General features: G+C 66.0%; 15 protein-coding genes. 6 read left to right on the top strand and 9 right to left on the bottom strand.

Annotated features, from left to right (window positions below):
- Window positions 1-9: 9 nt before the first annotated feature.
- The 3 genes from trxB to FR943_RS03920 all read left to right on the top strand — a co-directional run bounded on the left by trxB (window position 10) and on the right by FR943_RS03920 (window position 2,633).
- Entirely contained in the window at window positions 10-945 is a 936-nt protein-coding gene (gene trxB, locus FR943_RS03930; protein ID WP_217155026.1) for a thioredoxin-disulfide reductase, read from the top strand.
- A gap of 34 nt (window positions 946-979) precedes the next feature.
- Window positions 980-1,312: a thioredoxin gene (trxA, locus tag FR943_RS03925; protein WP_217155024.1), complete on the top strand. Its 333-nt coding sequence runs from the start codon at window positions 980-982 to the stop codon at window positions 1,310-1,312.
- Between the two features lie 127 nt (window positions 1,313-1,439).
- Window positions 1,440-2,633, top strand: a complete 1,194-nt coding sequence (locus FR943_RS03920; protein ID WP_217155022.1) for an N-acetylmuramoyl-L-alanine amidase — start codon at window positions 1,440-1,442, stop codon at window positions 2,631-2,633.
- A 267-nt stretch (window positions 2,634-2,900) separates the two neighbouring features.
- On the opposite strand, the gene FR943_RS03915 is transcribed toward FR943_RS03920, so the two are convergent.
- The 9 genes from FR943_RS03915 to rpmH all read right to left on the bottom strand — a co-directional run bounded on the left by FR943_RS03915 (window position 2,901) and on the right by rpmH (window position 9,387).
- A complete protein-coding gene (locus FR943_RS03915; protein ID WP_217155020.1) occupies window positions 2,901-3,752 on the bottom strand; it encodes an acetyltransferase in 852 nt (283 codons plus the stop codon).
- 232 nt (window positions 3,753-3,984) lie between these two features.
- Window positions 3,985-5,025: a ParB/RepB/Spo0J family partition protein gene (locus tag FR943_RS03910; protein WP_217155018.1), complete on the bottom strand. Its 1,041-nt coding sequence runs from the start codon at window positions 5,023-5,025 to the stop codon at window positions 3,985-3,987.
- A gap of 54 nt (window positions 5,026-5,079) precedes the next feature.
- Window positions 5,080-6,066, bottom strand: coding sequence for a ParA family protein (locus FR943_RS03905; protein ID WP_218045265.1), 987 nt, complete (start codon window positions 6,064-6,066; stop codon window positions 5,080-5,082).
- A gap of 2 nt (window positions 6,067-6,068) precedes the next feature.
- Window positions 6,069-6,785 carry a 16S rRNA (guanine(527)-N(7))-methyltransferase RsmG gene (rsmG, locus tag FR943_RS03900; RefSeq protein ID WP_217155017.1) on the bottom strand — a complete coding sequence of 239 codons (717 nt, stop codon included), beginning with the start codon at window positions 6,783-6,785 and terminating at the stop codon, window positions 6,069-6,071.
- 73 nt (window positions 6,786-6,858) lie between these two features.
- Window positions 6,859-7,401: a Jag family protein gene (locus tag FR943_RS03895; protein ID WP_217155016.1), complete on the bottom strand. Its 543-nt coding sequence runs from the start codon at window positions 7,399-7,401 to the stop codon at window positions 6,859-6,861.
- Between the two features lie 39 nt (window positions 7,402-7,440).
- Window positions 7,441-8,511 carry a membrane protein insertase YidC gene (gene yidC, locus FR943_RS03890; RefSeq protein ID WP_217155015.1) on the bottom strand — a complete coding sequence of 357 codons (1,071 nt, stop codon included), beginning with the start codon at window positions 8,509-8,511 and terminating at the stop codon, window positions 7,441-7,443.
- Complete coding sequence (gene yidD / locus FR943_RS03885; protein ID WP_217155013.1) at window positions 8,504-8,860, bottom strand: membrane protein insertion efficiency factor YidD; 357 nt, start codon at window positions 8,858-8,860, stop codon at window positions 8,504-8,506. Before yidD ends, yidC begins: the two co-directional genes overlap by 8 nt.
- Window positions 8,857-9,213 carry a ribonuclease P protein component gene (gene rnpA, locus FR943_RS03880; RefSeq protein WP_217155011.1) on the bottom strand — a complete coding sequence of 119 codons (357 nt, stop codon included), beginning with the start codon at window positions 9,211-9,213 and terminating at the stop codon, window positions 8,857-8,859. Before rnpA ends, yidD begins: the two co-directional genes overlap by 4 nt.
- 30 nt (window positions 9,214-9,243) lie before the next feature.
- A complete protein-coding gene (gene rpmH, locus FR943_RS03875) occupies window positions 9,244-9,387 on the bottom strand; it encodes a 50S ribosomal protein L34 (protein WP_003883350.1) in 144 nt (47 codons plus the stop codon).
- 512 nt (window positions 9,388-9,899) lie between these two features.
- On the opposite strand from rpmH, the gene dnaA reads away from it, so the two are divergent.
- The 3 genes from dnaA to gnd all read left to right on the top strand — a co-directional run bounded on the left by dnaA (window position 9,900) and on the right by gnd (window position 14,081).
- On the top strand, window positions 9,900-11,411 hold the full coding sequence (dnaA, locus tag FR943_RS03870; RefSeq protein WP_217155010.1) for a chromosomal replication initiator protein DnaA: 1,512 nt from the start codon (window positions 9,900-9,902) through the stop codon (window positions 11,409-11,411).
- A 556-nt stretch (window positions 11,412-11,967) separates the two neighbouring features.
- On the top strand, window positions 11,968-13,161 hold the full coding sequence (dnaN, locus tag FR943_RS03865; RefSeq protein ID WP_217155008.1) for a DNA polymerase III subunit beta: 1,194 nt from the start codon (window positions 11,968-11,970) through the stop codon (window positions 13,159-13,161).
- Between the two features lie 26 nt (window positions 13,162-13,187).
- Complete coding sequence (gnd, locus tag FR943_RS03860) at window positions 13,188-14,081, top strand: phosphogluconate dehydrogenase (NAD(+)-dependent, decarboxylating) (protein WP_217155007.1); 894 nt, start codon at window positions 13,188-13,190, stop codon at window positions 14,079-14,081.
- The last annotated feature ends 5 nt before the right edge of the window (window positions 14,082-14,086 follow it).

The raw sequence follows: 14,086 nt of genomic DNA, 5'->3' as shown, positions 1-14,086 counted from the left end.
AAGGCTTACATGTCCACCTCAGCGACGGTTCATGACGTCATCATCATCGGTTCCGGCCCGGCGGGTTACACCGCCGCCATCTACGCGGCCCGCGCCCAGCTCAAGCCCCTGGTGTTCGAGGGCACCCAGTTCGGCGGCGCCTTGATGACCACCACCGAGGTGGAGAACTACCCCGGGTTCCGGGAGGGCATCACCGGCCCCGAGCTGATGGACGAGATGCGGGAACAGGCACTGCGCTTCGGCGCCGACCTGCGCATGGAGGACGTCGACGCAGCCGACCTGACCGGTCCGGTGAAAACGGTGACCGTCGGTGACGAGACCCACCAGGCCCGCGCGGTGATCCTGGCGATGGGTGCCGCAGCCCGCCATCTGGGGGTACCCGGCGAGGAAGCGCTGACCGGCATGGGGGTGAGCACCTGCGCCACCTGCGACGGCTTCTTCTTCCGGGACGAGGACATCGTGGTCGTCGGTGGCGGCGACTCGGCGATGGAGGAGGCCACCTTCCTCACCCGCTTCGCCCGCAGCGTGACCCTGATCCACCGCCGCGACGAGTTCCGTGCCTCCAAGATCATGCTGGAACGGGCCCGCGCCAACGAGAAGATCACCTTCCTGACCAACACCGAGATCACCCAGATCGAAGGCGATCCGAAGGTGACCGGCGTGCGGCTGCGCGACACCGTCACCGGCGAGGAGTCCAAGCTCGAGGTGACCGGCGTGTTCGTGGCCATCGGTCACGACCCGCGCTCTGAGCTGGTCCGCGGCCAGATCGACCTCGACGACGAGGGCTACGTGCAGGTGATCGGCCGCACCACCGCGACGACGCTCGACGGTGTGTTCGCCGCAGGCGATCTCGTCGACCACACGTACCGTCAGGCCATCACCGCCGCCGGCAGCGGCTGTTCGGCGGCCATCGACACCGAACGTTGGCTTGCCGACAACGACTGACCACCAACAGATTTCGACCCGACAGGAGAGCTTCATGGGTGCCGACAGTGCAACCGTAACGGTCACCGACGACTCGTTCGCCAGCGACGTGCTGTCCAGCAGCACGCCGGTGCTGGTGGACTTCTGGGCCACCTGGTGCGGCCCGTGCAAGATGGTGGCCCCGGTGCTGGAGGAGATCGCCGGCGAGAAGGCCGGTGAACTGCGGGTGGCCAAGATCGACGTGGACGCCAACCCGGCCACCGCCCGTGATTTCCAGGTGGTGTCGATCCCGACCCTGATCCTGTTCAAGGACGGCGCGCCGGTCAAACGCATCGTCGGCGCCAAGGGCAAAGCCGCCCTGCTGCGCGAACTTGCCGACGCTCTCTGAGAGACACCCACACCGCCATTACGCACACCCCGGGTACGCCTGGCGTTTTCCGGTATGTGGCCGAAGTCTGAGACAATGCTGGGCAGCTAGTCCGGCAGACGGCCGGAGACCAGCATGGAGGGGCCGAATGTCGAGTCTGCGTCGCGGTGACCGTGGCGGAGCAGTCACCGAGATCCGGGCAGCCTTGGCCGCGTTAGGTCTGATCGACAACCCTGACGCCGACCTGAGCACCGGCAGGCATGTTGCACTGGATGTCTTCGATGACGAGCTCGATCGCGCCGTGCGGGCCTTTCAGCAGCACCGAGGGCTGCTGGTGGACGGCATCGTCGGCGAGGCCACCTACCGTGCCCTGCGCGAGGCGTCCTACCGGCTGGGCGCCCGCACCCTGACCCACCAGTTCGGTGCCCCGATGTACGGCGACGACGTGGCCACGCTGCAGGCACGTCTGCAGGACCTGGGCTTCTACACCGGCATGGTGGACGGACATTTCGGCCTGCAGACGCACAACGCGCTGTCCTCCTATCAACGCGAGTACGGGCTGTACCCCGACGGCATCTGCGGCCCGGAAACGTTGCGCTCGTTGTATTTCCTGGGCTCCCGGGTGACCGGTGGGTCCCCGCACGCCATCCGGGAAGAGGAGCTGGTGCGCCGCTCCGGCCCGCGGCTGTCCGGTAAGCACGTCATCATCGATCCGGGCCGTGGCGGCTCGGACCACGGGATGATCATGCACGGCCCCGACGGGCCGATCAGCGAAGCAGACATCCTGTGGGACTTGGCAAGCCGGCTCGAGGGCCGGATGACCGCGATCGGCATGGAGACGTTCATCTCCCGCCCGGCCAACCGCAGCCCGCTGGACACCGAGCGGGCCGCCACGGCCAACCGGGTCGGCGCCGATCTGATGATCAGCCTGCGCTGCGAAGCCCAATCCTCGCCTTCGGCCAATGGTGTGGCGTCATTCCACTTCGGAAACTCGCACGGCTCGGTGTCCACCATCGGGCGCAACCTCGCCGACTTCATCCAGCGGGAAGTGGTGGCCCGCACCGGGTTACGTGACTGCCGCTCGCACGGCCGGACGTGGGACCTGCTGCGTCTGACCCGGATGCCCACCGTGCAGGTCGACATCGGCTACATCACCAATCCACACGATCGCGGTCTGCTGTTGTCCACCCAGACCCGCGACGCGATCGCCGAGGGCATCCTGGCCGCGGTCAAACGGCTCTATCTGCTCGGCAAGAACGACCGTCCGACAGGGACTTTCACCTTCGCGGAGTTGTTGGCGCATGAGTTGTCGGTGGAGCAACAGGCCGGCCGCGGCGCGTGAGCGCGTAACCCCCTAGCTCCGCGAGCGTGCGTGTCTGCACCTCGACACCCCGTGTTTCAGCGGCATTTCGGTCACCCTCGCGGCGCCCGAACAGCACGCAATCGCTGCTCTACCGCACAAACGCCTTGTGCACGTTGACTTTTCCCGCCCCCAATCGCTACGCGCTCAGGGCCAACCCTCCCCCGCCCCGCGGGTGTTGAGTCTTGCTGCGGCCTGAACGGCCCGTTCAGCCGGCAGTGCGGTGCGGCGTTTCGACGTCCGCACCACTCACTTGCGGAGTCGGAATGTCGTATCCGAGGCCGACACCGCGGACATGCCGGCGCCGACCGGCAACTCGATGCGCGCACTCTCCAACAGCCGCTCGAGTGCGGCTTCCACTTCGGCTTTCCAGCCGAGTCCCTTGTCGAGTTCGAGGCGGAGCCGCGGGAAGTACGGATGCGGTGCCACCACCGTGAAACCGACGTCCTCCAAAAAGTCAGAGGCGAGCATGCACTGGTCGACAGCGCAGTCCCCCAACACTTCGACCACCGCAGACAATTCGGCCGGCAGCCGCGCTCCGGCGGCCAGTTCGACGACTGCCGAGGTGTACCCGAAAGCCTCCAAGGCGCGGACGCCGCGGCGCACCAGATCGTTCACCACGGCCGCGAGCAGGCTCTGCGACAAGGCCTCTCGATCCTCTCCGGCCTCTACCCCGACTGCGGTGAGCAGGATTGCGTCCGCGCTCACCGGCGCGGTCGGAAAGAGCCGAGCCCTGGGGACGGCACCGGGCGGGGCGTAGAACGCGAAACCCAGACACGGGTCGTCGATCGACTCCGGAGCGGTGAAATCGGCGCCGGCCGCGGAGGCCAACAGATTTGCCCCGGCCGCCGACCCCCCGTTCGACGTCAGACCGCTCCCGGAGTCCGGCTCAGTGTCGGGGTGAGCGGTGACCGCGAGTTGCCCACACGAGCCCCACTCCAGCATCACCATGGACAGCCAGGCTTCCTTTTCGAACTCCGGGTCCGTCAGGTGACCGTCGTTGACGGTGGAGGGATCCACTTCCCAGAAGACACAGCGCCGGGCATGCTTGGGCAGCTGCTCGAAACCCTCGAGCCGGAGCGGCGTGATTCGTGCTGTCACTGAGGTCCCTGGCTTTCCCACTGAGTGCGTGGCTGCCCCTCAAGGATAGGAGAATCCGCCCGGCCCGGCGCACCGCGCCCCGAAAATCCCATCCAGCTCCGCCTTCGTCGTGAAAAGCCATGCCGCACAAGAACTTTGCGGTCCGATGGGGTCATGGCTGCAGGTATTGATCACCGATGTGTCACAGTGACGGAACAACCTGGTGTCGTCGGTCCTGGGTTCGCAGCGCTGTTCAGCGCTCTTCGGCGCTCATGATGTCGACGATGCGCTGCAGATCATCCACCGACCCGAACTCGACGACGATCTTGCCTTTGCGTTTGCCAAGACTCACGGTGACCCGGGTGTCGAAGGCCGAGGACAACCGCTCAGCAACGTCCTGCAGACCTGGCATCTGGATCGGCTTGCGGCGCGGAGCCGGCGGGGCGGTGTTGCCGTCCCGATTGGCCAGCGTCACCGCCTCCTCGGTGGCGCGCACCGACATCCCCTCGGCGACGATCCGGGCGGCGAGCTCTTCCTGCTTCTCGGGGCCGCCCTCGAGCGCGAGCAGCGCCCGGGCGTGCCCCGCCGACAGCACCCCCGCCGCGACCCGTCGCTGCACCGCGATCGGCAACCGCAGCAGCCGGATCATGTTCGAGATCAGCGGCCGGGAGCGCCCGATGCGCGCGGCGAGCTCGTCGTGCGTGACCTCGAATTCGTCGAGCAACTGTTGGTAGGCGGCGGCCTCTTCCAACGGGTTCAGCTGCACACGGTGAATGTTCTCCAGCAGCGCGTCCCGCAGCATGCTGTCGTCCGCGGTCTCACGAACGATCGCCGGGATGGTCTCCAGCCCGGCCTGTTGGGCAGCGCGCCACCGCCGCTCCCCCATCACCAGTTGGTAGCGGGTTTCGCCGTTCTCTTCGACCGCGCGGACGACGATCGGCTGCATCAATCCGAATTCGCGGATCGAGTGCACAAGTTCGTTCAGGGCTTCCTCGTCGAACACCTGGCGCGGCTGGCGAGGGTTCGGCTGGATCAGGTTGGGATCGATCTCGCGATAGGTCGCGCCGACGTCGCCCGTGGACAGGTCAGCGCCATCCACTCCGGCCGACGGCGCGTCGACTGCTGAAGCACCGTCCTTCCCGGTGACAGCCGGCGGTCCGCCGAGAAGAACATCGGCCGCGCTGGAGCCGATCTTCGGGCTCAGGGCGTCGCCACCGTCCTCAGCCGGTCCGGTCGGAATCAGCGCTGCCAGTCCCCTGCCGAGGCCACTCCGCTTCCGTACCGGCTGATTCATGATCGTCTCCTGCTCATCGCTGCCGTCCGCTGTCTGCTCACTGATGTCTGCCGTCTACTGCCCGCGGGGCGGGGCCCCGCGCTCTGCGATCTCGCGGCTCGCGTCGAGATAGCTCAGCGCACCGCGGGAACCCGGATCGTAATCGAGGATCGTCATCCCGTATCCCGGGGCTTCCGACACCTTCACGCTCCGGGGGATGACCGTCCGCAAGACCTTGTCGCCGAAGTGCTCGCGCACATCCTCGGCAACCTGATCGGCCAGCTTCGTCCGTCCGTCGTACATCGTCAGTATCACGGTGGACACCGACAACTCGGGGTTCAGATGAGCCTTCACCATCTCGATGTTGCGCAGCAGCTGGCCCACCCCTTCAAGGGCGTAGTACTCGCACTGGATCGGGATCAACACCTCGGGAGCTGCCACCAAGGCATTGATCGTCAGCAGCCCCAACGATGGCGGGCAGTCGATGAACACGTAGTCGAAGTTGTGGTTGGCGAGCGCGGCGAGCGCGGAGCGCAACCGGCCCTCACGCGCCACCATGCTGACCAACTCGATCTCGGCACCCGCGAGGTCGATGGTCGCGGGAATGCAGAACAGCCGGTCGCTGTGCGGGCTGCGCTGCAGCGCCTCTTCGACGGGGATGTCCCCGATGAGTACCTCGTACGACGACGGTGTCCCGGGCCGGTGCTCGATACCCAGTGCGGTGCTGGCATTGCCCTGGGGATCGAGGTCGATCACCAGTGTCCGCAACCCCTGGAGCGCGAGCGCCGCGGCGACATTGACCGCAGTGGTCGTCTTCCCCACGCCGCCCTTCTGGTTGGCGATCGTGAACACCCGCTGCCGCGACGGCCGGGGAAGTTGGCCATGCGACGTGTGGAGCACGCGGGTGGCCTGTTCGGCTTCCGCGGCGATCGGAGTATCCATGCTGGCGTCTGTGGACCACGCCGTCTCACCGCCACCGTTCCAGGTTTCACGTGAAACCGTTTCACGTGAAACGGCGGGCGTACCGCTCGTCCTAGCGGCTGCCTGCCGATCAGAACCCATCCTCATCTCCTGCCCGATCTCCCCCGCGACCCGGAGGCTCTGCCCGTTGACCGGTTCCCCGGTTTGACCGCTGCGCGCCGCACGGCGACGACGGTTGCGGGCGGGTTCAAATAGTTCACGCCACATTTCACCACCCTGGCATCGACCGCACCCAAGGAAGCCATCACACGCCGATGCTCCTCGATCTCGGACTCCGCCCGCTCACCTTTCAGGGCCAGCATCCTGCCGTCGACGCGAAGCAGCGGCATGCTCCACCGCGTCAACTTGTCCAGTGAGGCGACCGCCCGCGACGTCACCACATCCAACTCGCCCACCGTCTTGCGGACGTCCGGCTCCTCGGCCCGGCCGCGGACCACCGTCACGTCCAGTGCCAACTCATCGACCGCCTCGCGCAAGAATTCACTGCGGCGGAGCAGCGGTTCGATCAACGTCATATGTATGTCGGGACGGGCCAGGGCCAAAGGAACGCCGGGAAGGCCGGCCCCGCTGCCGATATCGGCCACGCGCTCACCGGGAGACAGAAGCTCACCGAGTGCCGAACTGTTCAGAATGTGTCGGTCCCAGAGCCGGTCCACCTCTCGCGGACCAATCAATCCCCACTCGACACCGGCACCGGCCAGAATCGCCGCGTACCGCTCGGCGGTCTCCAGCCGCTCGCCGAAGACCCCCGCCGCGGCGGGCGGTGCCGCGGGGACCGGTCCATGTTTCACGTGAAACATCCTCCGCACTCCCGACGGCACCGTCGCCGCAAACGAACTACACCTATGTAACTAATACTCAGCCAAGCAGAACTCAGTCGACCAACACAACGACACGGCGCGACGGCTCCACGCCCTCGCTCTCGCTGCGGACACCATCGACCGCCGCCACCGCATCGTGAACGATCTTCCGCTCGAACGGCGTCATCGGGGCCAGCTCTTCGCGCTCCCCCGACGCCAGCACCCGGCGGGCCACCTTGTCGCCCAGCGCTGCGAGCTCGTCGCGACGACGCCGACGCCAGCGCGCGATGTCCAGCATCAGCCGACTGCGCTCGCCGGTCTTCTGGTGCACCGCCAGCCGGGTCAGCTCCTGCAGGGCATCCAGCACCTCGCCCTTACGCCCCACGAGCTTGTTCAGATCGCCGCCGCCGTCGATGCTCACCACCGCACGGTCCCCCTCGACGTCGAGGTCGATGTCACCGTCGAAGTCAAGCAGATCGAGGAGCTCCTCGAGGTAGTCGCCGGCAATCTCGCCCTCGGCCACCAGTCGCTCTTCCAGATCGTCTTCGCCCGTGGCTGCCGACTGGATGTCCTCGTCCGGCTCGGCGCCGACTTCGGTCGTCTGTGAGTCCGTCATCTCCGTCTTCTCCCTACTTGTAGCCAGTGTGAGAACTGGTCACCGTTTCCGCTTCTTGGGGCGCGCACCGGGCTTGGGCTTGCTCGGGGTCGTACTCGACTGTCCGGAGCCACCCGCCGCGTCGCTCTGGCCTTTGGTCTCCCCCGCGTCGGCCTCGGTGTCCTCGGTGACTGCGGGTGCGCTCGCCGGTTCGGACTTGCGTGCCCGATTGGGCTTCGCTCCGGGCGCCGGCGCGTTCGCCGAACGACGTTCGAGCGCCTCGGCCTTCTTGGCTTCTTCTTCCTTCTCGATCATCCCGAACACGTAGTGCTGCTGACCGTAAGTCCAGATGTTGTTGGACAACCAGTAAATGATCACCGCGAGCGGAAGGAACGGTCCACCGACCACCACGCCGAGCGGGAACACGTAGAGCGCGAGCTTGTTCATCATCGCGGTCTGCGGATTGGCCGCCGCCTCCACGCTCTGCCGCGCAACCGAGGCCCGGCTGTTGAAGTGGGTGGCGATACCGGCCAGGATCATGATCGGAACCCCGACCAGCACCACGGAGAGCCGGTTGAATTCGGTGAACGCCTCCAGACCGTGCTGCTGGACCATCGTCGCACCCAGCGGCGCGCCGAACAGGTTGGCGTCGAGGAAGTGGCTGACGTCGGTCGCACTGAAGACATAGTTGGCCAGGCTGCGGTTCTCCTCGACCGACAGCCCCAGCCGGCCGATCCCGGTCTGCGTGCGGTTGAAGGACATCAGCACGTGGTACAGGCCCAGGAACACCGGCACCTGCGCCAGCATCGGCAGGCAGCCCAGGATCGGGTTGAAGCCGTGCTCGCGCTGCAGCTTCTGCATCTCCAGCGCCATGCGCTGCCGGTCTTTCCCGTACTTCTTCTGCAGCGCCTTGATCTGTGGCTGCAGCTCCTGCATCTGCCGCGTGGTGCGGATCTGCTTGACGAAGGGCTTGTAGAGGATCGCGCGCAGCGTGAACACCAGGAACATCACCGACAGCGCCCAGGCGAAGAAGTTCTCGGGGCCCAGCAGGAAGGCGAACGCCTTGTACCAAACCCACATGATCGCCGACACCGGGTAATAGATGATGTCCAGGCTGAACCAGTTAAACACGCGACTTGCTCTCCCCTCGCTTCGCTGGGGTGTCCCAGACAAGGTTTTCGGCGGCGTCCATTGCGCCGGAGATGGTCTCATCAGTGCGGGCGGACTCATGCTCGTGCGGGCACCGCTCGGGAATCGGATCCCAGCCGCCCGGGTGCCACGGTCCGCACTTCAACAGCCGGATCAACGCCAGCCAGCCACCACGGATCGGCCCGTACTCGGTGAGCGCATCGACGGCGTACTGACTACACGTCGGCATGAATCGACACGACGGCGGGCGCAGCGGGGAGATGGCGTGCCGGTAGAACTGGATGAGGAAAATCGCGCCGCGAGCCACCTGAGCACCCGCCCGCCGGATCATGGTGACGTCCTGCGCCGCGCATCCAGGCGCTCGAGGGCGCGCTGCAACTGCTGCTCCAGCCGGACCGACGGGGCCTCCGCACTGCCGGCGCGGGCACGGATCACCACCAGATCGGTGGCATCCAATTTCGGTACGACAACGCGGGCGGCGTGCCGGAGCCGGCGCGACACCCGATGCCGCTCCACGGCGTTTCCGACGGCTTTGGACACGATCAGGCCGACCCGCGGGCCGGTAGCGTCCGTTCCCTCGTGTAAGGCGTGCACGACAACGTCGGGTTGGACCGCACGCACGCCACGACTGACGGTGGCACTGAACTCCGCGGATCGCCTCATCCGGTATCGAGCCGGAAGCACCGCGCTAGATCCCGCCTGAGAGCCGCAGTATCACGCAGTGAGTGCGCGACGGCCCTTGCTACGACGGTTGGCGACGATGGCGCGGCCGGCGCGAGTGCGCATCCGCAGCCGGAACCCATGCACGCGCGCACGGCGGCGGTTGTTGGGCTGGTAGGTCCGCTTGCCCTTGGCCACGGCAATCTCTCCTTGTTCCTATGGCACCCGCGTCCGCCGACACCGAAGTGCCGCCAGGAACACGGTTACCGTGCAAGCTCGGTTTAAGCTCGTCCGTCGTGCTTCAACTAACCGGCGCGTTCTCCGGAACTTCCCGGGCGCAGCCGTATCGCCACGTGCGGGCGACTGCTCGAGGGTACTGATGAGATTTCACGGGGTCAAACCTGCGTCGACCCGCCAACATTGTTCGTATCGGATGTTGCAGAACTGTTGGCACGTCGAGAGAAAACTGTTAGCTTCTGGCAATGCCGTTCCGAGCCTGGGGCGGCCCCGGACAATGAAACGAGAGATCGCGGCGCGGCGCACCTCGCAGCATGTGACGATTCCGGCCACGACGCTCTCACAAATAGACAACAGAGCGACGACGACTGTCCTTTCTCCACAAGCTGTGGATAAATATGTGGACAGTTCGTCATCGTTCTTTTTGGTCGTCACCGGGTCGACCTCGATTCACCTCAAGGGGGGAACAGGCGTTGTCAGCTGACCCCGATCCACCGTTCGTCTCGGTCTGGAACAGCGTCGTCACCGAACTCAACGGTGGTGATCCAGCTCTCCCCCCGCTGACTCCTCAGCAAAGAGCCTGGCTCAAGTTGGTGAAACCGCTCGTGATCGCCGAGGGGTTTGCTCTGCTGTCGGTGCCCACTCCGTTCGTGCAGAACGAGATCGAACGCCACCTTCGCGAGCCGATCATCGACGCGCTCAGCCGCAAGCTGGGTCAGCGGGTCGAACTCGGGGTGCGGATCGCCACTCCGCCCGAGGACGCCGAGGACGCCGCGGCCGGCACCGATTCCGCCGCCCTCGCCGACGAGCCGGACGACGTACCGGTGGGCCCCGATGCGGCCGCCGAGGCCGACGAGATCGACGACGACAGGGCCGCCAAGGTCAGCGCCGAGGAGACCTGGCCGACCTACTTCAGCAGCCCGCAGCGCGACTCCACGATCAGTGACGACAACGCGGTCAACCTCAACCGCCGCTACACCTTCGACACCTTCGTCATCGGTGCGTCCAACCGCTTCGCCCATGCCGCCACCCTGGCCATCGCCGAAGCGCCCGCGCGGGCCTACAACCCCCTGTTCATCTGGGGTGAATCCGGTCTCGGCAAGACCCATCTGCTGCACGCGGCCGGAAACTATGCGCAACGTCTCTTCCCCGGCATGCGGGTGAAGTACGTCTCCACCGAGGAATTCACGAACGACTTCATCAACTCGCTGCGCGACGACCGTAAGGCGTCGTTCAAGCGCAGTTACCGCGACATCGACATCCTGCTCGTCGACGACATCCAGTTCATCGAGGGCAAGGAAGGTATCCAGGAAGAGTTCTTCCACACCTTCAACACCCTGCACAACGCGAACAAGCAGATCGTCATCTCCTCGGACCGCCCGCCCAAACAGCTGGCCACCCTCGAGGATCGGCTGCGGACCCGGTTCGAATGGGGCCTGATCACCGATGTCCAGCCGCCCGAGCTGGAGACCCGCATCGCGATCCTGCGCAAGAAGGCGCAGATGGACCGGCTGGACGTGCCCGACGATGTGCTCGAGCTCATCGCCAGCAGCATCGAACGCAATATCCGCGAGCTCGAGGGTGCGCTGATCCGTGTCACCGCGTTCGCCTCACTCAACAAGACCCGGATCGACAAGGCGCTGGCCGAGGTGGTGTTGCGGGATCTCATCGCCGACGCCACCACCATGCAGATCAGCACGGCCGCGATCATGGCGGCCACCGCCGAGTACTTCGAGACCACCGTCGAGGAACTGCGCGGCCCCGGCAAGACCCGGGCGCTGGCGCAATCCCGTCAGATCGCCATGTACCTGTGCCGCGAGCTGACCGATCTGTCCCTGCCCAAGATCGGCCAGGCGTTCGGCCGCGACCACACCACGGTCATGTACGCCGAGAAGAAGATCCGTGGCGAAATGGCAGAGCGGCGCGAGGTCTTCGACCACGTCAAGGAGCTCACCACCCGGATCCGTCAGCGCGCCAAGCGCTGAAATCCGCCTCCCGGGGCGTCCCGGTGTCTCACATTGTGGTCTCTGACGGCCCGTCGGTGAAAAAACTTGTCACCACTTTCGCCCCACCGTGCGTCACATGTCACAGGTCAGCGCTGTGGATAGTGCTGTGCACAACCTGCGGGCAAACCACGGGACAAATGACAAAACCATCCACACGGCCGCGGCTGTCCACACCCGCCCGGCGATCCATCCACCGCTGTCCACAGTGGACTCACATTGCGACACACCGACAGGGCTGGGCAAACACCCGTCCATCCCCAGATTGCACAGCACCTAATACTGTTACTCAAATATCTTCTAAGAATTCCTTCTAGAAGAAGGGCCTTGGGGACATCGAGCGGAGCGCCCGTCCGATCCGGCTCGAGGAGCCCACATGTCACCCCGCTCGATTAGCTTTCAAGTTGATGCGGAAAGCTCTACGGTGGTTCATCGACAGTGGTTACCGACTTTGTCATTCAGCGTCATGCTGGCTGGTGCGGTTTGGGAACCCGCTGGTAGAGCTCATTATGGGGATCATCGAAGGGGCACATAGCACGTGGCAACGACGACGGCTGGGCTGACCGATTTGAAGTTCCGCGTGGTGCGTGACGACTTCGCGGATGCGGTGGCCTGGGTGGCCCGTAACCTGCCCACCCGGCCGACGATCCCGGTGCTGGCCGGGGTCCTGTTGACCGGCACCGATGACGGGCTGACCATCTCCGGCTTCGACTACGAAGTTTCCGCCGAGGTCCGGGTCGCCGCCGAAATCGCTTCTCCCGGAAGCGTTTTGGTATCCGGTCGGTTGCTCTCCGACATCACCAAGGCATTGCCGGCCAAACCGGTCGAGCTCAGCGTCGAGGGCACCCGGGTATCGCTGACCTGTGGCAGCGCCCGCTTCTCCCTGCCGACTTTGGCAGTCGAGGACTACCCGGCGCTGCCCGCCCTGCCGGAGGAGACCGGCGTGGTGTCCTCCGACCTGTTCGCCGAGGCGATCGGCCAGGTCGCGGTGGCCGCCGGCCGGGATGACACGTTGCCCATGCTGACCGGCATCCGGGTCGAAATCTCCGGTGAGTCAGTGGTTTTGGCCGCCACCGATCGGTTCCGGCTGGCCGTGCGTGAGCTGACCTGGGAAACCAGCGCCACCGACGTCGAGGCCGCCGTGCTGGTTCCCGCCAAGACACTGGCCGAAGCCGCCAAGGCCGGCACCGACGGCAACCAGGTGCATCTGTCGCTGGGTTCCGGGGAATCGGTCGGCAAGGACGGTCTGCTCGGGATCCGCAGTAACGGCAAGCGCAGCACCACCCGGCTGCTGGACGCGGAGTTCCCGAAGTTCCGTCAGCTGCTGCCGGCCGAGCACACCGCGGTGGCCACGATCGGGGTCGCCGAGCTTACCGAGGCGATCAAGCGTGTCGCCCTGGTCGCCGATCGGGGTGCTCAGATCCGGATGGAGTTCGGTGACGACGTGCTGCGGCTCTCGGCCGGCGCCGACGACGTGGGCCGGGCCGAGGAAGACCTGCCGGTCGAATTCGCCGGGGACCCACTGACCATCGCGTTCAACCCGACGTATCTCACCGACGGCTTGAGCTCGCTGCACTCCGACCGGGTGACTTTCGGTTTCACCACCCCGAGCCGGCCGGCCGTGTTGCGGCCGACGGGTGAGGATGGCGGGACCGGCGGTGGCTCGGGGCCGTTCCCGGCCGCCAAAACCGATTACGTCTATCTGTTGATGCCGGTACGCCTTCCGGGCTGATCGGTCGTCACCGAGGAAGGGCGGACATGCAACTGGGGTTAGTCGGCCTGGGCAAGATGGGCTTCAACATGCGCGAGCGTCTGCGCGCGGGCGGCCATGACGTCGTGGGCTACGACCCTCGCCCGGAAGTCACCGACGTGGCCGGTCTGAGCGACCTGGCCGCGGCGCTCGAGGCCCCGCGGGTGGTCTGGGTGATGGTGCCCTCGGGCACCGTCACGCACCAGACCATCGTCGAGTTGGCCGAGGTGCTCGGCGCCGGTGACCTGGTCATCGACGGTGGCAACTCGCGCTACACCGAGGACGGCCCGCACGCGAAATTGTTGGGAGACAAGGGAATCAATTTCGTGGATGCCGGTGTCTCCGGCGGTGTCTGGGGCCTGACCGAGGGCTACGGACTGATGGTCGGCGGCAGCGATGCCGACGTGGCTCGAGCCATGCCGATCTTCGACAGCCTGCGCCCGGCCGGTGACGCCGCCGACGGTTTCGTGCACGCGGGCCCGGTGGGGGCGGGGCACTACGCCAAGATGGTGCACAACGGCATCGAATACGGGCTGATGCATGCCTACGCCGAGGGCTACGAACTGTTGGCGGCCGAAGATCTGATCACCGACCCGCAGGCAGTGATCCAGGCCTGGACCAACGGCACCGTGGTGCGTTCCTGGCTGCAGCAGTTGCTGGCCAAGGCGCTCAAGGAGGATCCCGGGTTCTCCGGGATCAGCGGCTACACCGAGGATTCCGGGGAAGGTCGCTGGACCGTGGAAGAGGCCATCAACCATCGGGTGCCGATGCCGGTGATCGCCGCGTCGCTGTTCGCCCGCTTCGCCTCGAGGCAAGAGGACTCCCCCACCATGAAGGCGGTGTCGGCACTGCGCAACCAGTTCGGTGGTCACGCGGTGCAACGGATCAGCGAGTCCGGTTAGGCGCT

It is taken from the genome of [Mycobacterium] fortunisiensis, assembly GCF_019050325.1.
In the GTDB taxonomy this organism is placed as follows: domain Bacteria; phylum Actinomycetota; class Actinomycetes; order Mycobacteriales; family Mycobacteriaceae; genus Mycobacterium; species Mycobacterium fortunisiensis.
This window is presented reverse-complemented; position numbering and strand designations above follow the sequence as displayed.

Excerpts from the sequence above, each read along its gene's own strand:
- rsmG (WP_217155017.1), bottom strand. The coding sequence starts at position 6,785 with ATGTTTCACGTGAAACATGGACCGGTCCCCGCGGCACCGCCCGCCGCG.
- FR943_RS03895 (WP_217155016.1), bottom strand. The coding sequence starts at position 7,401 with ATGACGGACTCACAGACGACCGAAGTCGGCGCCGAGCCGGACGAGGAC.
- FR943_RS03910 (WP_217155018.1), bottom strand. The coding sequence starts at position 5,025 with ATGAATCAGCCGGTACGGAAGCGGAGTGGCCTCGGCAGGGGACTGGCA.
- FR943_RS03905 (WP_218045265.1), bottom strand. The coding sequence starts at position 6,066 with ATGGGTTCTGATCGGCAGGCAGCCGCTAGGACGAGCGGTACGCCCGCC.
- trxB (WP_217155026.1), top strand. The coding sequence starts at position 10 with ATGTCCACCTCAGCGACGGTTCATGACGTCATCATCATCGGTTCCGGC.
- gnd (WP_217155007.1), top strand. The coding sequence starts at position 13,188 with ATGCAACTGGGGTTAGTCGGCCTGGGCAAGATGGGCTTCAACATGCGC.
- yidD (WP_217155013.1), bottom strand. The coding sequence starts at position 8,860 with ATGATCCGGCGGGCGGGTGCTCAGGTGGCTCGCGGCGCGATTTTCCTC.
- FR943_RS03920 (WP_217155022.1), top strand. The coding sequence starts at position 1,440 with ATGTCGAGTCTGCGTCGCGGTGACCGTGGCGGAGCAGTCACCGAGATC.
- trxA (WP_217155024.1), top strand. The coding sequence starts at position 980 with ATGGGTGCCGACAGTGCAACCGTAACGGTCACCGACGACTCGTTCGCC.